This is a genomic window from Advenella mimigardefordensis DPN7 (genome assembly GCF_000521505.1).
In the GTDB taxonomy this organism is placed as follows: domain Bacteria; phylum Pseudomonadota; class Gammaproteobacteria; order Burkholderiales; family Burkholderiaceae_B; genus Advenella; species Advenella mimigardefordensis.
The window spans coordinates 1,832,549-1,855,070 of sequence record NZ_CP003915.1 but is presented as its reverse complement, the minus strand read 5'-3'; the positions used below and the strand labels follow the sequence as shown (position 1 = coordinate 1,855,070).

At 54.0% G+C, this 22,522-nt stretch carries 22 protein-coding genes and 1 tRNA gene; 10 read left to right on the top strand and 13 right to left on the bottom strand.

Going from position 1 to position 22,522, the window contains the following annotated elements; genetic code table 11:
• Window positions 1-193: 193 nt before the first annotated feature.
• The 3 genes from MIM_RS08560 to MIM_RS08550 are packed head-to-tail and all read left to right on the top strand — an operon-like array spanning window position 194 to window position 2,255.
• On the top strand, window positions 194-1,084 hold the full coding sequence (locus MIM_RS08560; protein WP_025372336.1) for an amidohydrolase family protein: 891 nt from the start codon (window positions 194-196) through the stop codon (window positions 1,082-1,084).
• Between the two features lie 2 nt (window positions 1,085-1,086).
• The gene (locus MIM_RS08555; protein WP_025372335.1) at window positions 1,087-1,692 is read left to right on the top strand and encodes a DUF4286 family protein; all 606 of its coding nucleotides are present in this window, start codon (window positions 1,087-1,089) and stop codon (window positions 1,690-1,692) included.
• Window positions 1,693-1,700: 8 nt separating this feature from the next.
• The gene (locus MIM_RS08550) at window positions 1,701-2,255 is read left to right on the top strand and encodes a carboxymuconolactone decarboxylase family protein (protein WP_025372334.1); all 555 of its coding nucleotides are present in this window, start codon (window positions 1,701-1,703) and stop codon (window positions 2,253-2,255) included.
• A gap of 320 nt (window positions 2,256-2,575) precedes the next feature.
• Here MIM_RS08550 and MIM_RS08540 read toward each other — a convergent pair whose 3' ends face one another.
• The 3 genes from MIM_RS08540 to MIM_RS08530 all read right to left on the bottom strand — a co-directional run bounded on the left by MIM_RS08540 (window position 2,576) and on the right by MIM_RS08530 (window position 6,486).
• The gene (locus MIM_RS08540) at window positions 2,576-3,280 is read right to left on the bottom strand and encodes a Crp/Fnr family transcriptional regulator (RefSeq protein ID WP_025372332.1); all 705 of its coding nucleotides are present in this window, start codon (window positions 3,278-3,280) and stop codon (window positions 2,576-2,578) included.
• 103 nt (window positions 3,281-3,383) lie between these two features.
• Complete coding sequence (ung, locus tag MIM_RS08535) at window positions 3,384-4,055, bottom strand: uracil-DNA glycosylase (protein ID WP_025372331.1); 672 nt, start codon at window positions 4,053-4,055, stop codon at window positions 3,384-3,386.
• A gap of 124 nt (window positions 4,056-4,179) precedes the next feature.
• Window positions 4,180-6,486 (bottom strand): PIG-L family deacetylase, encoded by a 2,307-nt coding sequence (locus tag MIM_RS08530; protein ID WP_084458947.1) that lies wholly within the window; start codon window positions 6,484-6,486, stop codon window positions 4,180-4,182.
• A gap of 386 nt (window positions 6,487-6,872) precedes the next feature.
• Between MIM_RS08530 and MIM_RS08525 the strand changes: the two genes are divergently transcribed.
• Window positions 6,873-8,114, top strand: coding sequence for an MFS transporter (locus MIM_RS08525; protein ID WP_025372329.1), 1,242 nt, complete (start codon window positions 6,873-6,875; stop codon window positions 8,112-8,114).
• 29 nt (window positions 8,115-8,143) lie between these two features.
• Here MIM_RS08525 and MIM_RS22475 read toward each other — a convergent pair whose 3' ends face one another.
• The gene (locus MIM_RS22475) at window positions 8,144-8,305 is read right to left on the bottom strand and encodes a DUF1328 domain-containing protein (protein ID WP_024006252.1); all 162 of its coding nucleotides are present in this window, start codon (window positions 8,303-8,305) and stop codon (window positions 8,144-8,146) included.
• Between the two features lie 145 nt (window positions 8,306-8,450).
• Window positions 8,451-8,756 (bottom strand): hypothetical protein, encoded by a 306-nt coding sequence (locus MIM_RS22850; RefSeq protein WP_144084615.1) that lies wholly within the window; start codon window positions 8,754-8,756, stop codon window positions 8,451-8,453.
• Between the two features lie 471 nt (window positions 8,757-9,227).
• Between MIM_RS22850 and MIM_RS08510 the strand changes: the two genes are divergently transcribed.
• Window positions 9,228-10,403, top strand: coding sequence for an NAD(P)H-dependent flavin oxidoreductase (locus tag MIM_RS08510; RefSeq protein ID WP_025372328.1), 1,176 nt, complete (start codon window positions 9,228-9,230; stop codon window positions 10,401-10,403).
• On the opposite strand, the gene MIM_RS08505 is transcribed toward MIM_RS08510, so the two are convergent.
• From MIM_RS08505 to MIM_RS08490, 4 genes are all read right to left on the bottom strand, one after another.
• On the bottom strand, window positions 10,388-10,840 hold the full coding sequence (locus MIM_RS08505) for a YaiI/YqxD family protein (RefSeq protein WP_025372327.1): 453 nt from the start codon (window positions 10,838-10,840) through the stop codon (window positions 10,388-10,390). The genes MIM_RS08510 and MIM_RS08505 overlap by 16 nt on opposite strands.
• A 263-nt stretch (window positions 10,841-11,103) precedes the next feature.
• Window positions 11,104-12,516, bottom strand: a complete 1,413-nt coding sequence (locus MIM_RS08500; RefSeq protein WP_025372326.1) for a 3'-5' exonuclease family protein — start codon at window positions 12,514-12,516, stop codon at window positions 11,104-11,106.
• Between the two features lie 120 nt (window positions 12,517-12,636).
• Window positions 12,637-13,407, bottom strand: a complete 771-nt coding sequence (locus MIM_RS08495; RefSeq protein WP_025372325.1) for a YoaK family protein — start codon at window positions 13,405-13,407, stop codon at window positions 12,637-12,639.
• Between the two features lie 129 nt (window positions 13,408-13,536).
• Window positions 13,537-14,322, bottom strand: coding sequence for a sulfite exporter TauE/SafE family protein (locus MIM_RS08490; protein WP_025372324.1), 786 nt, complete (start codon window positions 14,320-14,322; stop codon window positions 13,537-13,539).
• A 270-nt stretch (window positions 14,323-14,592) separates the two neighbouring features.
• On the opposite strand from MIM_RS08490, the gene MIM_RS08485 reads away from it, so the two are divergent.
• The 5 genes from MIM_RS08485 (at window position 14,593) to MIM_RS08470 (ending at window position 18,250) form a co-directional block, all read left to right on the top strand.
• On the top strand, window positions 14,593-15,480 hold the full coding sequence (locus MIM_RS08485) for a LysR substrate-binding domain-containing protein (protein WP_025372323.1): 888 nt from the start codon (window positions 14,593-14,595) through the stop codon (window positions 15,478-15,480).
• Window positions 15,481-15,516: 36 nt separating this feature from the next.
• Window positions 15,517-15,858: a hypothetical protein gene (locus MIM_RS08480; protein WP_025372322.1), complete on the top strand. Its 342-nt coding sequence runs from the start codon at window positions 15,517-15,519 to the stop codon at window positions 15,856-15,858.
• Between the two features lie 322 nt (window positions 15,859-16,180).
• A complete protein-coding gene (locus tag MIM_RS23175) occupies window positions 16,181-16,333 on the top strand; it encodes a hypothetical protein (RefSeq protein ID WP_158318712.1) in 153 nt (50 codons plus the stop codon).
• Between the two features lie 544 nt (window positions 16,334-16,877).
• Window positions 16,878-17,297 carry a PaaI family thioesterase gene (locus tag MIM_RS08475; RefSeq protein WP_407638138.1) on the top strand — a complete coding sequence of 140 codons (420 nt, stop codon included), beginning with the start codon at window positions 16,878-16,880 and terminating at the stop codon, window positions 17,295-17,297.
• A gap of 17 nt (window positions 17,298-17,314) precedes the next feature.
• Window positions 17,315-18,250, top strand: a complete 936-nt coding sequence (locus MIM_RS08470) for an alpha/beta hydrolase family protein (RefSeq protein ID WP_025372320.1) — start codon at window positions 17,315-17,317, stop codon at window positions 18,248-18,250.
• 116 nt (window positions 18,251-18,366) lie between these two features.
• Here MIM_RS08470 and MIM_RS08465 read toward each other — a convergent pair.
• The 4 genes from MIM_RS08465 to MIM_RS08455 form a co-directional block, all read right to left on the bottom strand.
• Window positions 18,367-18,443: transfer RNA gene (locus MIM_RS08465), tRNA-Val, on the bottom strand.
• Window positions 18,444-18,528: 85 nt separating this feature from the next.
• Complete coding sequence (locus MIM_RS22845; protein ID WP_144084614.1) at window positions 18,529-18,717, bottom strand: hypothetical protein; 189 nt, start codon at window positions 18,715-18,717, stop codon at window positions 18,529-18,531.
• Between the two features lie 19 nt (window positions 18,718-18,736).
• Complete coding sequence (locus tag MIM_RS08460; RefSeq protein ID WP_025372319.1) at window positions 18,737-21,001, bottom strand: UvrD-helicase domain-containing protein; 2,265 nt, start codon at window positions 20,999-21,001, stop codon at window positions 18,737-18,739.
• Entirely contained in the window at window positions 20,998-22,200 is a 1,203-nt protein-coding gene (locus MIM_RS08455) for a DesA family fatty acid desaturase (protein WP_025372318.1), read from the bottom strand. Before MIM_RS08455 ends, MIM_RS08460 begins: the two co-directional genes overlap by 4 nt.
• Window positions 22,201-22,522: the final 322 nt, after the last annotated feature.

Here is a 22,522-nt window from a genome sequence, read left to right as displayed (position 1 = left end):
GGCGTATGCGTTTTATGCATAACAGAAGTCAAAACCGGCCCATTGCGCCTGATGCTTCAACCTACTAAGATGAATGATGATCAGGGGCGATATAGTCGTTTTTTCAATATCAATCTATTACGATTTTGAATATCATTCCTTAATGATCACATTTGCAATACCGTCTTCGAAATATCACCAAGGAATGCGACCCATGTTTGACTGTGCGCCGGCAAAAAAGCACACTGAAAAGATCAACTTCGATGTTCCCGTCAATGCCTGCGATAGTCATTGCCATATTTTCGGCCCGGCCAGCCGTTTTCCTTTCGATGTCAATCGCTCCTATACTCCGCCCGATGCCGGCTATGATGATCTGAATGCCAAACAGGCCAACCTGGGTTTGCGCCGCGCCGTACTGGTTCAGCCCAACTGCCATGGTTACGATATGTCAGCGGTCACAGACGCCATATCACGCAGCCACGGCCAATATCGTGGCGTCGCGTTGCTGCCGGCACAGGTAAGCCGCGCTCAATTGCAGCAGTTGGATCGGGATGGCATTCGGGGGGTACGCTACAATTTTGTTTCTCATCTGGCTGGTGCCACCATCAACGACGTGTCAGCCATGGCGGACATGATCGCCGATCTGGGCTGGCATATCTGCATTCACGCCGATGAGATATCGCTGCTGCAACTTCTGCCGAACCTAAAAAATCTGCCTGTACCCTTTATCATCGATCATATGGGGCGAATAGACATTGATAAGGGTTTACACAGCGAAGCCTTCGAGGCCCTATTACAGCTACGTGATTGCTCCCAGGCCTGGATCAAGGTTTCCGGTGTGGATCGGCTGGCCGGTGGCGTAGCGCCCTATACGGCAGGTCACGCATTCATGAAAGCAATTATTGATATCATGCCCGATCGCACCCTGTGGGGAACTGACTGGCCGCATCCAAACGTCACAGGCGAAGTACCTGATGACGGCCAGTTACTGAATATTTTCGGCGCAGTCTGTGAGGATGCAGCGCTACGCAAAAAAATCCTTGTCGATAATCCTCAACAGCTTTATCGATTTAATGATAACCAGACAACCGGAGCAACTGCATAATTATGTCAACTGTCATTGTGATCCGTATTCCAGGCGTCCGGCTGAGTCGCGAGCAATGCGATGCACTGCTGCACAATATCCTGGGCGAAAATTATAGCCATGTCCACCTGTGTCACGCCGTAGACGCGCCCGAAACGTATATTTATCTTGCCGATTTCCTGGAACACCCCGTCGCTCCGGCGCAGGCCAGCACCACAACGGAAACCGACTCGATCAGTACGCTTGCCGCCGCCATTGCCCAGCACTATCCGGATGCAAACACAAACCTGCTGCAGCAGACAATGGATCTGCAAGGCCAGGCCTGGGGCAAAACAGCCACCTTCCATTACGTTGTAGAAACCGACGTTGACGCTGCAGCCGAAGCAGACTTCAATGACTGGTATACACAGGAACATATGCCGGGCCTGGCCGCCGTACCCGGTACCGTCAGAACCATGCGCCTGTACAACCAGGACGGCGCGCCGCGCTACCATGCACTCTATTTGCTGCAGACACAGGAAACATTTGGGTCGCCGCAATGGCTGGCCGTCCGGGGGACTGAATGGAGTAGTCGGGTACGCCCGCACTTCAAAAATACCAAACGTACCATGTTCAACATTATCAGGTAAGGAATACGATGACCCGTCTATCAGCGCCGGATCCGGCCACCATGAACGACCATCAAAAGCAGGTATATGCGGCTATTGCAGCAGGCCCACGTGGCCGGGTACGGGGGCCGCTGGCCATCTGGCTGAATCGTCCCGGTCTGGCTGAACATGCGCAGGCGTTGGGTCAATATTGCCGATATGATTCAAGCCTTTGCCCCCGCCTGTCTGAACTGGCTATTCTGACGATGGCGGTGTTATGGCAATCTGAATTTGAATGGTGGGCGCACAAACCAATAGCACTCAAGGCAGGCGTTTCGCAGGACACCATAGACGCGCTGATGAATGACCATCATCCCATTCCCTTTGCACAGGAAGATGAACAGGTCGTTTATGAGTTTGTGCACACGCTGGTGAGCACCCACCAGATTCCGGAATGGCTTTACGTCAAAGCGATCAATACACTGGGCCAGGACAATGTGGTAGATCTGGTCGGACTTGCCGGCTACTATACGCTGATCTCAATGACGCTGAATGTTTTTGAACTGGGGCTGCCGGAAGGCGAGCAGAAAGAGCTCACAAAATAGGTGAGGATTCAGAATATAAGCGACGATTCAAACGCCGGATTAAAACACTGTTTAAGACTATGTTTAAGACTATGTTTAAGACTATGTTTAAGACTATGTTTAAGACTATGTTTAAGACTATGTTTAAGACTATGTTTAAGACTATGTTTAAGACTATGTTTAAGACTATGTTTAAGACTATGTTTGAGTCCTTGTTTAAGAACCTGTTTAAGACCTCGTTGCTAACGGAAGCCCCCTCTTCTGCGGCCAGATAATGGCTGCCAGAAGACTACTCTGTCCACACATACAATGACATACCGCCGCTGCGCAGGCGCGTCGCTTTATTCGCTGTCTGCGGTTTCGTAAGTTTGCAGACGAGCCGGATCGGGGATGTAAACGTCCCTGCCTTCTACCGAGATAAGGTTGCGCGCACACAATTCGCGCATGATACGCGAAAAATGCTCCGGCGTGATATTCAGCAGAGACGCAACAAGTGCCTTATTGGTATTGAAGCGAAACTGCCCGCCCTCGTGCAATTTTGCATGTTCAAGGAAATAGTCAACCACGCGTTGTGTAGCGGATTTGAGCGTATAGGATTCGATATCCTTCAGCAAGGCATACACCCGACGGCTCATGTTGCTGAGCATGCGCATTGCAAAGGCCGGCTCACGTTCAAGCAGGACGAGCATGCTATCCTTTGAAATATGCAATAAAAACAGGCTGCTGGTTGCCTGCGCTGACACCAGACTTTCCATATCCTCCAGAAAGACGCTCTCTTCCCCGAAGCTGTCGCCGGGCCCCAGCGTACGTACCACTTTTTCACCACCATTGGGGGCGACAAACAACAACTTGACGCCACCATTGACCACAATATGGAACCCCTGCCGGGTTGCACCTTTTTCAATCACATCATGAATGAGTGCGCCTTTGTGAAATGAGCGGTGCGTGACGGATAATGCGATTGTCTTGACTGCTGCTGGCGACAGGCCCTCGAACATGGGCAGGCGAGCCAGGAATTCACAAACAGATAGACGGCCTCTAACCATAGGCTTACCCCCTCTCTTAAGAATAAGCGCTATTGTGAGAGCATTAGCAAAAATACATTTTGATACAAGTCAATAAAAGACCATCATTTCGATCAATTTTTACTTAAACCTGCCAATCTATGGGGCTCAGATTATGGTTCTGCAGGTAATGATTGGCCTTTGAAAAATGCTGACAGCCAAAAAAACCACGATTTGCCGACAGCGGAGAGGGATGAACACCTGTCAGTACCAGGTGGCGTTTTTTGTCTATGAACGCACCTTTCTTTTTGGCATGATTGCCCCACAGGATGAATACCAGATGCTCCCGCTTGTCGTTAAGCGCTCGGATCACCTGATCGGTGAATGTCTCCCACCCCCAGGACGCGTGGGAATGCGCCTGGCCCGCCTGAACCGTCAGCACCGTATTCAGAAGGAGTACGCCCTGCTGCGCCCATTTTTCAAGATAGCCATGATTGGGCATGGTGAATCCCGGAATGTCGGTTTTGAGTTCTTTGTAAATATTCAATAGCGAAGGCGGGATACGCACGGACGGCTTGACCGAAAATGCCAGTCCGTGTGCCTGGTCGGGTCCATGATAGGGATCCTGTCCCAGAATCACGACTTTGACCTGCTCCAGGGGCGTGAGACGAAAGGCGCTGAACGTATCGTGTTCAGATGGATATATCGTTTGCCCCGTTGCCCGGGCCTGGTGTACACGTTCGCGCAGCGATATGAAATAAGGCTTTTCCTTTTCGGCACCGATGGCATCGGTCCACGTCTGGGCGGCTTCAGTCATGTGTTTCTGCGGCACCAAGCGCCGTATCCTTGGGTGAAAAACCGCATTGTACCAACTATTGCCGCCACTGCGCGACGCAGCCCGCGTATCGTACACGCAAAGCCAGCAATGCGATTCCCCGGCCTCACCGGGACTGCGCCGGCTCGGTTAGCGGCGGTTGCTGTGGTTGCTGTGGTTGCAGCATTGGCTGCATTGGCCGCGTTATCGGCAATTGCGCCGATGGTGGCGGTTGAGGTTGCGCCTGTTCCTGTTCCGGAATATCGGTAGAACCGTCAAACGTATGCCCGCCATAAAATGGTGGCGCAATAATGGACTCGCTTTCCACCCACTGATCGTTATCCAGATGCAAGGCAGCATATTGCTGAATCCAGCGATTATCGCTGCCCTTGCGTGCATACAGCATGATGTGATCGCCGGTTTCGACCAGGGTCGGCGCCGATGCAAAAGGCCCTCGGATACGCACAGGGACATCATCAATCCGGGTCCAGATCGATTTCCCGGTGCGACTCAAGGTTGCAACCACCATGCTGCCTGCCCGGGTTTTCAATACGGCGGGGTCCGCCTGAAACTCGGGTCCCTGCTCAGTGACGGATGTCCAGCTCAGCGGCGGACGATGCGTATCGATCTCCAGCCGTCCCTGCGCCAGATACAGGTGCCCGTCGGCCCGGTTGCGGTAGTAGGCCAGCAAGGTATTCCTATCGGTAACCAGTGCAGTCAACCCACCCTGGCTATCCGGGCCGGCGGCCACACTCCATGGTCCCCAGCCGTTTTTTTCATGATAGGCACTGATCCAAAACTCGCCTTTCAGCGTTTGTGCCAGCATCCAGAGCTGCGTGCCGTGCTGCAGCAGAGCGAAGGTCTGGCTGGCCGTTTTCAGTACGGGCAGCCGACTTTTATTCCATGTCTGCATATCGGTGGAGCGCAGATAATAATAGTAGCCATCGGCCCCCATCCCCACTACCCTTACCTGCTTGCCAACGGTGACGACCTGCGGCTGCGTGGTCAGCAGAACTGGCAGTCGATACCATGAAGACCAGGCGGCTTCGTTCACAGGCGTCGCCGTCCGGGCGCGCCGGAAATATAGCTGCCCCTGCCCATCACGGGCAAAGACGGCCAGTTGCCCCGAGGGCGTCAAAAACGGTCTGATACCGGTAAACACCAGGCCGCCCAGCACCGTCCATGTCTGCTTTCGATCATTCCAGTACACCGCCGCGTTACTATATTCGCCACGGGTGAACAGGCCAGCGCCTGTCGCGTCAGTAAACAGCGATACCACGGGCGTATTCGACTGACTGGAATAATACATGCGCTCTGCCCAGAGTGCAGCCGGGCCCATCGGTTCGCGACAATTGAGGGGCACGCTGCAATAGCGGTAATCATACTGGGCATATAAATTGAAGACTCGTGATTTATCTGAGTTCTGGCGTAGCGTCAGGGTCAGTGGTCGTTCCTGATTAGGATAGTCAACATAGGAAACCGCTTCATAATTGCCCGCTGTGACCGCCATCGCATCGCGAACCAGTCTGGCCGAAGCGATATGGTCGGGATGATCATGTCCGGTGCAACGCCAGCATAGTTTGTTGTATGGCGTTTCCACACTGTCGTCCATTAATCGGATCTTGCCTGGCTCAAAGCGCAGAATCAGAGCCGATAGCGTCTTGACCAGCGAGGCGCGCGTGTAGGTTTCGAAATATTCGCCCAGCGCCTGAGCCATCTGGTCTGGTTGAATCTCCAGCCGGGATAAAGGCGTCAGATCCCCCCACCCCTTGTCCAGCCACGGATCCTTGATTCTCATGAACACCAGCGAGACCCTTGGGTTTTTCCACAAGGAATACTGGGCAATCTGCACCTTGTTAAGCAATAGCGGCGATTGCACCCAGGTATTCGTTGCGCCGGCCATCAGCGCGTAGGCGGCGCGTACGCCATTCTCGCGCTGGGACATATAACCTACGCCTTCACCCCGCTCGCCGGCCGTCAGATAAACGACCTGAATGCAGCCGCCAGCCCGGATCGTATCGTGAATATCGGGGTTCATGAAAAGCAGATCATCATCTTCATGCGCCACGAAAATCTGGTCACGCCGGCCATGACATTGCGTCTGTGATTTATTCCGGTCTGCCGGTGCAACTGCAGCACGTGACGCGAGCGGCGGCACGGAAGCAGGTGCGACTGACGATTTGAGCGGAGGTACCGGCCTGGCGGAGACACCTGAAGGTCTGAGCGGTTCGGCAGTCAGGGTGTTCGCTGCCAGCAGGGACCGGACAACAGTACCGACGGGTGCGATCGCTAGCGTGTCAGGAGATGAGAGTGCAACGCCCGGATCGGGCGCGGCATACGCCGACGGTGCCAGCACAGAGGCAACCAGCAATGCAGCCATCAGGCTCCACTTTAGTAACGATCCCTGGAACAGGTTCGATCGGGGCACATTCATCTGTGCAGTATGTCCTTGAGAATCAGCTGCTTACCGGATATATAGAGGAAAGGTTGCAGCCTTAAGAAATGGGGATGCCGGCGTGAAGCGATTGTAAAAGAAAAAGCGATTGCCTTTGTGTCGCTGCATTTCAATCTACCGTGTCGTCGTAAAAATAAGACACATCAACTGGCTCCTGGCATAAGGCAGACGTCAATTGCCCACCTATTTAGACGTTTTTCAGGCATTTTTAAGCTACATTATCGCAATTGTGTTTACAGTGAGACTCTTGTGTTTCGTCTGAACAGGCCACTCTCCCACAACGAGTGTCTGACGATGCGCACCCTATCAGACAGTTTCCGGCAGCCGGTCTCTTGCAGGCTGCCCACCCTAGCGAAGTTCCGTTTATGACCACCCCGCAAAGCGCCAGCGAAAATGAAGTCCAGCAGATTGCCTGGAAACAGAATCTATACGTCTGTCTTTTCGGCTCCTTTACCACCATCCTGGCAATGACGCTGATACTGCCGATACTACCGGTCTATATCCAGCACCTGGGTGTGACCGATCCCGATGCGGTTGTCAGCTGGTCCGGCTGGATCTTCAGCATCACTTTCCTGGCCGCGGGCCTGATGGCCCCTGTATGGGGCCGCTTTGCCGATCGCTATGGCAGGAAAATCATTCTGATCCGCGCCAGCCTGGGTATGGCTATCGGCATTGCCCTTATCGGTTGCGCGCAAACGGTCTGGCAATTGTTCTGGCTAAGACTGCTGGTCGGACTGCTGGGTGGCTACGCTTCGGGAGCTACTATTCTGGTGGCAACCCAGACGCCCCGTGCCCATACCGGCTGGGCCGTGGGTATGCTGGCCTCCGGCACGCTGGCTGGCAACCTGCTGGGGCCGCTGGTCGGCGGCATTGTGCCGGCCTGGCTCGGGATCCGGCTCACCTTTTTCGTCGCTGGCGGCATCATTCTGATTGCTTTTTTCTGCACAGCGTTCATGATCCGCGAGACCCACAAGCCACGCGAGGCGGCGCCCATAAACGCCACGCCCTATTCTTTCTGGAAATCGGGCAAGCAACGTAATCTGGTGCTGCTGATGCTGCTGGCCGGTACCCTGCTGATGTTTGCCAACATGTCAGTCGAGCCCATCATTACGCTTTATCTGGCGTCGCTGGATACGCTGACCGATCAGATCCCCTTGCTGGCAGGCATTGCCATGTCAGCCACTGCCTTCGGTAGCATGTTGTTTTCTTCAAGGGCCGGACGCTGGGGTGACACACACGGTCATCTGAAATTGCTGATGGCAAGTTTTGTCGCAACAGCGGTTCTGCTTTTGTTGCAGGGGCTGTCCCAGGCCGACTGGCAATTTATCGCCTTGCGTTTTCTGATGGGAATGACACTTTGCGGCATTATGCCGGCGCTGACGGCAATGATCCGGCATAACGTGCCTGCCGATGCAGCCGGTGGTGTGCTTGGGTACGCAACGTCCACCCAATACGCGGGTCTGGTGTTAGGGCCGCTGGCAGGTGGCCTGGTGGCCAACCACGCAGGGTTTACAGCAGTATTTGTAATGACCGGGGCAGTCATGCTCCTTGCCGCAGCATTGCTTTTCTGGCAACGGAACACGACCACCAGAGCGGATAACGCCTGAGCGGAACGCATCAGGCCTGCGAAACCACCCTACTTGAATCTGCCGCCGAAAACCAGCGATAAAATGGCCAGTACAATAAAGACAACGAACAGGATCTTGGCGATGGACGCGGCTCCCGCCGCAATACCACCAAACCCCAGAACAGCGGCGATGATGGCAATAATGAAAAACACGACGGCATAGTGCAACATAGGCTTCTCCTGAGAAATTGTTGATTATTGGTAATCAAACAGCAGGCCCGTACTGCATTGACGGTTGAGCATTCTGATCTGTAATTCAACTGCAATCGGGCACTGCCTGTACTCACGATTTACTTATAAAGACTGCACTTACATATTACCATACGTCGCGCGAACGATAATATCGACGATGTGAATCATAGCGGCGGTCCCAGCGATGACCACGGTCGTATCGGCGATGCTCGCTGTAATAATGGGGTTTATTGCGCCAGCCATGGTGGCGGTAACGTGGATGATGTCTGTGATAATGACGAGGCCCATAATGGCGATGGTCAACCTGCATTACATACGGGTGGCTGCTGTATCCTCGCTCGTATGAGCGTTCGTGTGCCAGTGCAGACGTTGCTGCCCCCAGAGACAGGGAAGCAAGAACAATAGCAAGCAGTTTTTTGATGGAGACCATAGTTATACTCCTTTCTTAACGGCATACGATTTTGGTGCCGGAACCATGGGTATTCAAACCACGATTCGATAGTAATGGCCTGCAGGTGCGATTGCTATTACCAAATATGACTCGCATTTCGCCGGGTTTCCATCCTGCCCCCCACCTGGTTTCTATTGGTTTCAGAATGGCTTATTTGGGCGATCAGGCGTGCTCCGCAACCCTTGCTACGTTGCCATAATCGTTGTCAGAAAACGTTCTTTCAACATTCTCCGGCATGACGAACCTGGTCCGGGCTGCAGACTGGTACGAACGGCTTGATGGCGCCAGGCTATGCTGTGTGTACTGTCTATTTCAAGTGTTATTGATTTTTGTCAACGGCAGCAAAGAGCAGAACACGCACAATGAGATGTTTGCACGCACCGCGTCTTACTCATCCATATCACAGAGAGTCGCCAGCGTGCTTGTGCTCAATCCAACCAGGTAAACCGCATGCATTCCTTCTCACCCCTACGAATCAGAAATCACAGCTTGCTGCCCATTGTGCAAGGCGGTATGGGGGTGGGTATTTCTGCCAGCAGTTTGTCCGCTGCCGTCGCGCGGGAAAATGCGCTGGGCACGATTGCCAGCATCGACCTGCGTCACCTGCATCCCGATCTGCTGGAGCAGTCCAAAGCGCTGGCCAGCCAGGAACATTATGACCGGCTTAACCGGATCGCTCTGGATCGGGAAGTAAAGAAAGCATTAAAACTGGCCAATGGCCGTGGCATGATTGCCGTCAATGTGATGAAAGCGGTCAGCGACTACGCCGCGCTTGTCAAGCAGGCCTGCGAATCCGGGGCGCAGGCGATTGTCATGGGAGCCGGCTTGCCACTGGAATTGCCAGACCTGACGCGCGATCATCCCGATGTCGCCCTCATTCCGATTCTGTCCGAATCGCGCGGCATACAAATTGTGCTCAAGCGCTGGATGAAAAAAAATCGCCTGCCCGACGCTATCGTGATTGAGCATCCTAATCATGCAGGCGGCCACCTGGGTGCCACAACGATTGAAGATCTGGGCGACAGCCGTTTTTCTTTTGCCCGGGTCCTGGAAGAAACGACAAATGTGTTTCGACAACTGGGACTGGAAAGTGAAAAAATCCCACTCATCCTGGCCGGCGGCATGGCCAATGTGCGCAAGATCAGCACCGCCCTGCGGCAGTGGGGAGCAGCAGCCGTACAGGTTGGCACCGCCTTTGCCGTTACCCGTGAGGGCGATGCGCATGAAAACTTCAAGCAGGTGCTGGCCGGGGCCCGCGACGAAGATATTGTTGAATTCATGTCCGTTGCCGGGCTGCCCGCAAGAGCGGTAATGACGCCCTATCTGCAGAAATACCTGCGCAATGAGCAAAAACTCCAGGCGTCGGCCAAGGCCGATCCACGCCGCTGCGTGCAAAGCATGAATTGTCTGCAGGTATGCGGACTGCGCGACGGCATCTCAAAAATTGGCCAGTTCTGCATCGACCAGCGCCTGACAGACGCCTTCAACGGCGATGTGCGCAAGGGGCTATTTTTCCGGGGCAAGGATCCGCTACCGTTTGGCCAGCAGATTCGCAGTGTGTACGACACCATTCAGTACCTGCTGACCGGCAACACCACAAAAGCTACCAATCACGCTTTGGCGTAACGCGCCAGCAATTTGTCCAGCTGTCCGGCAAACGCACGGGTGTCTGCCTGATCAAATGCTTTGGGCCCGCCGGTTTCAATGCCGGCGCTGCGCAATGTTTCCATCAAATCGCGCACGGCCAGCCGCTCGCGAATGGTGTCTGTGCAATACAGTTCTCCGCGCGGGTTCAGGGCCTGAACGCCCTTTTCCAGCACCTCGGCAGCCAGCGGAATATCCGCGGTGATCACCAAATCGCCGGGGCTGGCATGCTGGCTGATATAGGCATCGGCCACATCGAAGCCCCGCGGTACCTGACGTGACTGAATATAGATGGATGACGGAACATTAAGCATCTGATTGGCCACCAGAGTCGTTTTTACCTTCCAGCGCACGGCCGCCCTGAACAGAATATTTTTTATCACCACCGGGCACGCATCTGCATCCACCCAAATTTCCATGTCCTGCTCCTGACGCCGGCAACCCGATGGACAGCCTGTGGCCACCGTGCTCGTTGTCTGCGTATATTCCATAAGCCCTTGCGCACCATTGCGCCGGTTGGCGAAATTATACGGTGCTTTTGTTCAACAGCCACTAAGCGAATGCAGACCCGGCAATGAACACCGCCCAGCACAGGTATAGGCATTTTCCTGCTGCGCAGTACCTATGCTGCCTAACATCACCACAGCAACTTGCTATTACTCCAGCGTATTATTCCAGCGTATTACTCCAGCGCCAGGCTGGCAGCCCCGGCATCGATCAGTTTGTCACGATGCTTCACCAGTATCCGATAGGTATCCCGCGAAAAATCGCCCTTGCCCTCCGCCAGCAACTCCTGCAACGCTGCTTCATCTCTGGCTGTTCCCAAATAACACCAATGGTGAATCACATGTACCAGATTACCTTCGCGCAACAACGCGGCACCTTCGAAGGGCCAGTCCCGTAGCCGTAACGCAGACAAGGCGGTCATGAGCCGGACCGAATGCGCCATATGCGACTCCTGCCCTACGCAGGCGCCGGTACATGCCTTCAATTGCCGTGCAAAACATGGGCTGCCGTTGTGTACTTTCTCCAATCCAAGCGTTGCCTTGCACAATTTTTCACTTTTAACGACAGCCAGCAGCGCCTCTTTGGCATCCCGCGCAGATGAAAACAGGCCATATAAATGCCGCCCCTGCCCGATCGCAATATCGTTGCCGCCCAAAAGCACGGGTACCCATAAGCCAGGCGATTGCTCTGCCAGTTGCCAGGTAAATACCTCTTTTTGTCTGCGCAACTGGCGATTCAGAGTAGGCATGCGTTCCTTGATCATGTGCGATTCAGTCAACAGTGCATCCACTTCGCCGGCGCAGCGAATATGTTCAATCCGCCGGATCTGCATGGAAATTTTCATTTCCTTGGGTGCCGTGTGATCGCTGGCAAAATGGGACAGGACGCGCTGACGCAGTCGATTACTCTTACCAATGTAGATCGGCAGTTCGTTCTCACCATAAAAGATATAAACGCCGAAACTATTGGGCAAGGCATCGATCTCGGCCGAATCAATGTGTGGCGGCAACGAGGGTCGCGCGATCAGCCCCTGCACGACGTCATCAATTATTTTATGATCATGCTCGCGGCAGACGCATTGCCAGAATTGCAACAATGCATAGGCATCGTCATAGGCACGGTGCCTGTCCTGCATGATCAGGCCATGCCGCTGAATCAGATAATCAAGCCCATGGCGCTGGTGCTGCGGATAGAGTCGGCGCGATAGCTTAACGGTACACAGCATCGTTGCCTTGTAATCGCGCCCCGCCCGTCGGAAGGCATTTTTGATAAACCCATAATCAAAGCGGGCGTTGTGGGCGACCAGGATATGTCCGGCAAGCAATTGCTGAATCTGCTCTGCCAGTTGCGCAAAGGTGGGGGCATTGGCCACCATCTGGTTCGTGATCCCTGTCAGGCTTTCTATATAGCCCGGGATGCGACATTCCGGGTTGATCAGGCTTTGCCAGGTGCTGATGGTGTGCCCGTCATAGCGCACAATGGCTATTTCGGTCAGGCTGTCGGTGGATGCCGATCCGCCGGTCGTTTCAACATCGACGAAAGCAAAGGGTCGGTCTGGCGTAGGAGCGCTGAGTGTTTGGCTGGACATGAAAAAATAAAATACTGTTAATTTATACAGTATTTATACATCATTATGGCCTGTCGTGGTGAAGGCCAGCGCTCCCTGTTGCAATTGCGTAAGCATGACCCAGGCCTGAGCCCTGTCCGCCTAGTCTGCCGGGCGCCGCTTATTGGTAAGCCACGCGCGCATATCGTCAAAAGCAGGTATGCTGGAAATTAACACCAGCAGGCATGCCAGAGGCACCGTCGCGATATATCCAATATGATTGAAACCCCAGGCTCCGATTGTGCCGCCGGAAAAAAAGGCAAGCAGCAACGCGCAGTGCAAGCGCAACCGGCCCCTATCGGCCATCACAAAATGGCTGTCATCCCGCAAGCGCCCCCGATTCCAGTAAAACAGCTTGCCCAGTTCGATGCCGATATCGGTGACGATTCCGGTCACGTGGGTGGTGCGAATAGTAGAACGCGATAGCTTGGTGATCAATGCATTTTGCAGGCCCATAAGAAACGACAGAATCATGACGGTGATCGGCACAAACAGGCCGTGCATCTGGGCGATCCATGCGCCCATCATGCCAAAACACAATAGCAATACCGCTTCCAGCAAAAGCGGCAAGGCATACTCGCTGCGCAGGCGATGCACCCGGGCATAGTTGACCATCATGGTGGTGCAAACACTTCCGCACAAAAAACAAATCAGTGCCGCCACCCCCGCCAGCACCAGATCATAGGCCCCCAGAACCAGCTGGTCGGCCATGGTAGACACGATACCGGTCATATGCGACGTATATTGATGGACGGCCAGAAATCCACCGGCATTGATAGCGCCAGCCACAAAGGCCAGCAAAGTACCAATCTGTTTATCGGCTTTCTGTGTGCGAACAGAATCGGTCAGTGTTCGGGTATATCTGAGTGGCATATAAAGACGTTCTGTTGATACAGATAAACGTGAATAGGACATCGATCAATTTATTGTTTATGCCTATTATATGCCGTTTGCTTGCCAATAGCGGAAACCGTACACAACCACCGTACCGACCGGTGCCTGTCATGCGCCCGCGGCGACCTGATAGATGCCCAGTACGATCAGACTGCAAAAGAAAACCTTTTTGAACAGGGCCACTGACAGGCGTTGCCTCAGGGATTGACCCAGCGACATTCCCAGCAATGCCGGCACCAGCATCAGCAGCGAGATGCCGGCGGCGCCGGAAGAGTAGCTGTGGTTCAGCCATAACCCAAGCGCCAGCGCAACGGTTGAAACCGTAAAGGAAACGCCCATCGCCTGAATCAGATGATCACGTGACAGTTGCAATGCCTGCAGATAAGGTACTGCCGGCACAACAAAAACACCGGTAGCTGCGGTCACGAACCCGGTCGCAAAGCCGACCAATGGGCCCATCCAGGTTTGCATGGCGGGTGGCACGACAATTGACCGACCGCTCAGCCCCCAGCACGCATAAGCGACCAGCGCCACCCCCAGGGCCACGCCTGCGGTATGCCCGGAGGGCGCTCCCAGCAACCAGGCTCCTGCAATCGTACCAACTAGAACCCCTATCTGCATTGAGCCAATACTGCGCATGAGCTGCGGCACCACCTGAAAGGGTCGCATTTGCCAGACGTTGGTAAGCAAGGATGGGATGACCAGCAATGCGGCCGCTTGCGCCGGCGACATCAATAGCGCCAGCAACGCCATGGAAATGGTTGGCAGCCCCAGCCCCACCACACCCTTGACTGCGCCGGCCAGAATGAAAACCGCAATTACCAGCGCCAGCGCGCCGAATGAAAAGGGCTCGTCGGTATGGATGAGCGACAGATAGTTAGTTAAAAATTCCATTGTTTCTGTACCCTATAGCGTGTGTGCCCAGGCTCAGACCCGGTTTATCCTAAAGTGGCTTTGTTTAAGGAAATACCTTAAACTTAAATTGAGATTCTGCTAACTTGTACAGCTGAATACATTCCTGATCATTGACGAAAATACTGAGTCTGACAAAGGCGCTACAATCTCAACACAGCCCAATTGTAGGAGCTTGGCACACCGCTGAAAATCAGGAAATATCGATTACTGATTTAGGAATTTCCATAATCATACTGTTATACTGAGACCATGCGCTTTGACCTGACCGACCTTCGTCTATTCCTGAGCGTGCACGAATCGGGCACAATTACCGAGGCTGCACGCCGCTGCCATATCACCACGGCATCAGCCAGTGAGCGTATCAAAGGAATGGAAGACGTGCTGGGTGTGCTTCTGCTGAACCGCAGTCATCGCGGGGTGCAGCTCACGCCTGCCGGGCGCACACTGCTACATCACGCCAGCGTTGTCGTACAGCAAATGGAACGCATGCACGGTGACCTGGGGCAGTACAGTGCTGGCATCAAAGGACATGTCAGACTGCTGGGCAATACCTCCGCCTGCAACGAACACCTGCCTGCATTACTGGGAACGTTCCTGAAGCACAACCCCGATATTTCGATCGATCTTGAGGAGCGCACCAGTACCGATATTACCGATCTGATCCGCCAGGGCATGGCAGATATCGGTCTGGTTGCCGATTCAGCAGATCTGCACGACCTTCAGACATTTCCGGTGGCCGAAGACCGATTGGTTGTGATTACGGGCCCTGGATATGCAGAAGCCATCCCGAATCCCGTCAGCCTTGCCCAGATCAGCCATCTGGATTTTGCCGGTCTGGTGGCCGGCAGCGCCCTGCAGGAACACATCGCAGCGCATAGCCGACAGGCCGGCCGTCAACTGCATTATCGGGTACGGGTACGCAGCATCGATGCCGTCTGCAGAATGGCAGGCAATGCAATCGGAATCGGCATTGTGCCGCTGGCTGCTGCCAAACGGCACCGTCGGGCGCTAAAATTGAATATGATTGAACTGACCGACGCCTGGGCCTGTCGCAATCTCGTGCTGTGCGTTCGGGACAGCGACCAGTTGCCGGCCTATGTCACCGCGTTGATGCAACATATTCTGGCGCCACAGTAGGAAGGCATATTGCCCTGGCTACTCCAAGCTACAAGCATGACCACAAACGATACCGATTCTGCTGATACTAAAACAACGCCACAGGACCATGAATGGGAGGTCGATGGCGCAGCCATGTATCGCGCCGCCAGCTTTGCAGTGGCGCTGCCCTCGTTCATGATCGGCACCGCCTTGTTCATGCTGGGGTTCTCAATGTCAAACCTAACGGTACTGCACATTGCCTGCATTCTGTACAGCCTGTCTTTTGCCGGTTTCACCAGCCGCATTATTGTGGGCCGGCACCCCTGGGCCAGTACTCCGCCGTATATTCTATGCATCGCCGCAGCCGGCCTGGGTTTTTACGCACTGAGCAGAATGGCACTGCTGCTGATTCACTGACCCCGCCTGGCGACTAAATCAGTCATGACCTTTCATGCGCCGAACCCGTTCGCATGGCGACCATGCCTGAAAGGGAAAACTTGGCTTGTTAAATGGTGGCTCATTCGCTGCCTCTTCCAGAATCGAGCCAGCTCATTAATCGGGTCAGCTCACTGCTTTGGGTGAACTCGCCAGCTCCCGAAGCTGGCTTTTTTACCCTGCATATACACTTCTGTTTCCCCATAATGACTTGTGGAAATAAAGCAACATATAGTGGTTTTCACCGAATGCATCAACTTGTAATAAAAGTGTAAAATCAATATACATTCAAGTGGAGATGTGTATGAACGCAGCATACCAACAGGTCCATATCGGCCTGATCCGAAAGGCAGTAAGCAAGTATAAACTGGCACGCTCCAGCGGCAACCGGAACGTAGCAAAGGGTTACATGCTTCAGGTTCGCGATTTGATCCGCGCCTTCAAGGCTGGCAAATAAGCGGCCTTGTAAATACTTAGTCAGGCAGGGTTGTACACGCCTGTAACCCTTCTGTCGCTGTCACCTGCAGGTTTCTACCACGCGCCAGCGCTGCGTAGGTTGTGCACCCCTCTCTTTTTCTCCTTTAGCTTTCCTCCTTTAGCTTTCCTCCTTTAGCTTTCCTCCTTTAGCTTTCCTCCTTTAGCTTTCCTCCTTTAGCTTTCCTCCTTTAGCTTTCCTCCTTTAGCTTTCCTCCTTTAGCGTTTTTCCTTTAGCGTTTTTCCTTTAGCGTTTTTCCTTTAGCGTTTTTCCGCAGAGCGCTTCCATCCCCAAACAGGCCTCCTTCCGGAACGGTACCTGACTGATATCGGGCCCGCCGATAAATACCCTCACCCGATCTCGGGCGCACCAGTACGCCAACACACAGACCCGTCCCGTCCATCACAACGACTCATCCACACCCGCGCAATCGCAAGTTCCAGCCAATCCTCTCCTATAATCGAAACGGGAGACATTCTGTCTTGATTGATGAATCATTTACTAACGACAAGTCATGGATAACAACATGCAGGAACGCATAACAGCAAGCTTCAACAAACAGGGATTAATGGATACTCTGGGCGCCCGATTAACGTTGGTACAGGCAGGAGAGGTCCATATAACCCTGCCTTTTTCAGCGCATTTGTCGCAGCAGCACGGCTATCTGCATGCGGGTGCCGTTACCAGTATTGTCGATGTTGCCTGCGGTTATGCCGCCCTGACCATGGCCCCGGAGGGCTATGAAGTGGTGACGGCCGAGTTCAAAATCAATTTGCTGCGCCCGGCGCTTGGCCCGGCCTTTGTGGCCATTGGCAAAGTACAGAACGCAGGCAAACTGCTGACGGTGTGCACAGGAGAAGTACGCAGGCTGGACGACGATGGCACCGTCGGCAAAGCAGTGGCATTGATTCAGGCCACCATTGTGAATGTCGCCATTAGCGGTTGAGCCGAAGGACCGTCACCATGCCTCAGGCAGTCCAGATTACCACCGCCGACGGATACCGGCTGCACGCGAACGTTTGGCAACCGGCCCAGATCTCCGCGCACAGCCCGGTGGTTGTTATCAACAGCGCCACATCGGTTCGAAGTCGCTATTACCACCGCTTTGCCCATGCCCTGCGCAACCGTGGCTGCACAGTCGTGACCTATGACTATCGCGGCATCGGCGATTCAAAACATGGGTCATTGCGCGACCTGCCTGCAGGATGGCTTGATTGGGGCCAGACAGATTTTGAAGCAGTCCTTCAGTATGTTCACTCCCACTATTGCAGCTCGCCGCTTTATGTCGCAGGCCATTCTATCGGTGGATTTCTGATCGGCCTGGCACCATCCGCACATTTGATCCAGCGTATTTTCACGATGGGCGCGCAATATGCCTACTGGCGCGACTATGCGAGCGGGTCACGCACCCGCATGTTCCTGCAATGGCATATTGCCATGCCACTCCTGACGAAGATCTTTGGATATGTTCCGGCCAGCCGCCTGGGCTGGATGGAAGACACCCCCAGAGGCGTGGCGCTGGACTGGTCGGGCATGGGGCCACGCTTTGAACAGTCTCTCGGCCGCCGTTACGGCGCCCATGACAAAACGGCAGCAGAAAGCGAGTTGCCCGCTCGCTTGCAGCAAGTAACGGCCCCCATACTGGCACTGGGCGTAAGTGATGATCCCTTTGGCACGCCAGCCGCACTGGATCGGGTACTTGACTATTACAGCGGATGCGAGCGACGCCACCTGCGGATATCACCCGCCGACATCGGGCATAAAGAAATCGGCCATTTCGCATTCTTTCACAGCCGCTTCAGTGACTCGCTGTGGCCGCTTGCCTTTGACTGGCTGCTTGGGGCGGACACTGAATCCGCTCCGGGCACGATCATCCGTTACAGGAAGCCAAAGGAGTAAAGCAGAGACGCGCCTGGCCGGAATGCAAAAAACCCCGCATCGTATATACGGGGTAGCGCGTTTTAAAAACTATTTGATAAACCACTTACTCAGATTATTATTGAATTAAATTTAAGTGGTAGGCAGTACTGGATTCGAACCAGCGACCTCTACGATGTCAACGTAGCGCTCTAACCAACTGAGCTAACCGCCTTCAGGAAAGAAAAGAATTCTAACACTGTATCGCCCGTTTTGTCTACATTTTCAGGCAATACAGGCGAACATTTCTTCAGACTGTCTCAATCACGCGATATGCTTCTGGATTGATAGCCAACGCCGCCGTCTACCGAGCCATAAACCTGGACTTTGCTGCGTCCGCTATCGGCTGACTGACCGGCACAGCCACTGAGCAGACCGGCGCCCAGAAAAAGAGCCAGCATAAACATCATCGCTTTCATATCCATTCCCTTATTTGATTTAGTACTCACTGACCCTGCCACGATATGATCAGGCAGCAATGATATCCAGTTTAGCAACGGCCAGGGCCAGTGTTTTGGCACCCGCATCCCGGAAAACGATCTCTGCCTGAGCATCTGCGCCCTGCCCGCTTAATCGGATGATGGTTCCATCCCCAAAACGTGCGTGACGCACACCCTGGCCAATCTTGTACTGTTTGCCGCTGACACTCACGCCCGAACTCAGGCTGCGCGGTGCCCTCGGTTCTATTCTTCCTGTGGCAGGACGTGCATGCGCATCCACATGCAAGCGCATCCCCCAGGAAGGCTCGGCCTGCTCACGTGCACGCGGCGTTAGCCATTTCAGGTGATCTTCCGGCAATTCGTCCAGGAAACGCGAACGCATTGAATAGCGTGTTTGCCCATGCAACATGCGCGCATGTGCCAGGCTGATGGTCAGTCGCTCCTTGGCGCGGGTAATGGCTACGTACATCAGACGTCGCTCTTCCTCCAGCCCGTCTTCGGCCATCATGCTGTTTTCATGAGGAAACAGGCCTTCTTCCACACCGGTGATAAAGACCGAATCAAATTCCAGCCCTTTGGCCGCATGAATGGTCATGAGCTGGACCGCATCTTCACCGGCCTGGGCCTGATTATCGCCGGCCTCCAGCGAGGCATGCGACAGAAACAGCGCCAGCGGAGTGGTTTGTTCCTGAGCAAAAGGCGAATCAGGATCGTCAGGCGCAACCGAGCGTTCTACCAGCGCCAGGGCGGGTTTACCTTCGAGGTTTTCTTCAGCACAGAACGCCGTGGCGGCATTGATAAGCTCACCCAGGTTTTCCAGCCGCTCTGCCCCTTCGCGCTCAGCCTCGTAGTGTGTGGTTAATCCCGACAGATCATTAACATGCTTGATCAGTTCAGGAAGCGTGAGGGTTTGCGCCGCCTCGCGCAGCGTTTCAATCAATTTGACAAAGGCCAGCAGCTTACTGGCGCTGCGGCCGGACACGGCCCCCACCGCGTGAATCAGGTTGCAGCCGATCTGACGAGCCGAATCGCTTAGATTTTCAAGCGTCCTGGCGCCAATACCTCGCGCAGGGAAATTCACCACCCGCATGAACGAGGTATCGTCATCGCCGCTGGCCACTAACCGAAGATAAGCCAATACGTGCTTGATCTCCTGACGCTCGAAAAAGCGCAGGCCGCCGTAAACTTTATAAGGGATATGTGCGGAAAACAGCGCATGTTCGATTGGTCGCGATTGCGCATTGCTGCGATATAGAACCGCGATTTCGCTCCGCATACGGCCTTCATTAATCTGCGCGCGAATTTCATCCACCACCCACTGGGCTTCCAGCAGATCGGTGGGCTGCTCCACAACCCGCAGCAACTCGCCTTCGCCCCTGTCGGTCCACAGGTTTTTGCCAAGTCTCTCGGTGTTGTGCTCGATTAGGGCATTGGCCGCATCCAGAATGTGGCCGAAGGAGCGGTAATTCTGCTCCAGCCGGATAATATTGTCGCCAGCGTAGTCGCGCTCAAAGGCGGACATATTGCCCACATTGGCACCACGAAAGGCATAGATGGACTGGTCATCATCACCCACCGCAAACAGCGACGCATCGCCGCCGGCCAGCAAGCAAAGCCATTTATATTGCAGGGTATTGGTGTCCTGAAACTCGTCGACCAGAATATAGCGAAAGCGCCGCTGATAGTGCTCACGTACCAGGGCATTGCGCGACAGCAGCTCGTAGGCGCGCAGCAGCAATTCGGCAAAATCCACAACCCCTTCGCGCTCACACTGTTCCTGGTACAACTGATAAATTTCTGCCAGATGCTTGCGATGCGCATCCCACACTTCAACGTGCTCGGGTCGCTCGCCGTTTTCCTTGGCATTATTGATGAAACGCTGCACATCCCTGGGCGGGAATTTTTCATCATCAATATCATTGGCCTTGATCAGGCGCTTGATGGCCGCCAGTTGGTCTGCGATATCCAGGATCTGGAAATTTTGTGGCAATCCGGCATCGCGATAATGTGCGCGCAAAAGCCGGTTGCACAGGCCATGAAAAGTGCCGACCCACATGCCGCGGGTGTCTACCGGCAACATGGCCGTCAGGCGCGTGAGCATTTCACGCGCGGCTTTATTGGTAAAGGTCACCGCAAGCACGCCGTAGGGGCTGACTTTTCCGTTCTGGATCAGCCAGGCCATACGGGTGGTGAGTACTTTGGTTTTACCGCTGCCGGCACCAGCCAGAACCAGCGTATGCTTGCTGGTGGTGGTGACGGCCGCCAGTTGCTCAGGATTTAACTGCCCGATCATGCGGCATAGCGGCGCAGACGGAGAGCAAACTGTTCAAGGCTCTGAATCCCACTTTGCTGCGCATGCTGGCACCATTGTTGCAGATCGCCAAGCAATTGCTCACTGCTGGCGGTAGAGCTTGTCCATACCCGATACAATTCTTCGCGCATATGAACCAGTTTGGCCAGCATGGTGTTTTGCGACAGCATGCTGTCGAGTTCCTGTTTTTCCTGAGGATTGAGCGCCAGATCGGCCTGGCCAAGGCGTGACTGTACTTTCTGCAATAGTTCGCGTTCCTGGTCATTGGCACCCGCCTGTGTCAGGCGCTTGATTTCTGACTGGACAGACTGACGCAGCATGCTGGCATAACGGGCCATGATTTCATAGCGGTGCGTAATGACGCCCTGCAGGGTTTGCTCGGTGACAGATTCGGATTTTTCACGAACCAGTTTCAGTTTGGGCGCCACCTTCTTGACCTGAGCCAGACGCAGTGCCTGCAATATCCGGATATAAACCCAACCGATATCGAACTCATACCATTTGCTGGAAAATTTGGCTGATGTGCCGTAAGCATGGTGATTGTTGTGCAGCTCTTCACCACCGATGAGAATACCAATGGGAAACAGATTGGTACTGGTATCGGGACTGGAAAAATTCCGGTAACCAATATAGTGGCCCAGACCGTTGACCACACCGGCAGCCCAGAACGGAATCCATGCCATTTGCACGGCCCATACGGTCAGACCGATGGCGCCGAACAACAGCAGGTCAATGGTCAGCATTGTGAAAATACCTAAGGTGGTATGACGGGAATAGACATTGCGCTCCATCCAGTCATTAGGCGTACCATGACTGAAGCGTTTGAGCGTTTCTTCGTTAGCCGCTTCTTCACGATACAGTTCCGCCCCTTTCCACAAGACCCGGTCAATACCGTAGATCATGGGAGAGTGAGGATCGCCTTCACGTTCACATTTGGCGTGGTGCTTGCGGTGGATAGCCACCCACTCGCGTGTCACCATTCCGGTGGTCAGCCAGAGCCAGAAGCGAAAGAAATGCGCAACGGCCGGATGCAGATCCAGCCCCCGGTGAGCCTGGCTACGATGCAGATAAATCGTAACCGCCGCAATAGTAATGTGCGTAAGCACCAGCGTGACAAGAATGATTTGCCACCAGCCAAGTTGCAACAAGCCACCGGAAATAAAATCGAGAATTGTATCCATATACCCTTTAAGGTCTCCTGAGATGCCCCTGATTACCGGGCATTGGCCCGCGACGGCGGGCAGTGTGCCCTAATTCGGGCAGGATGCTGAGCGATATCAAATCGCGCAGGAATTATAACACTATGATTTAAATAAGAAAAAATTTAATTGCCTTTTTTCTTGATTTTGAGCAAGTCGTGAGCAGAATGTCATTATTCTGACACAGAACCCGCTACCGTTATCTAAAATATAGCCCGGTATTCGCGCTGCAATGCAGTTTACATGCTGATTGTATTACGCGAGGTTACAAGTGCACATCAATAGAGAAATTAACCGGTTTTAA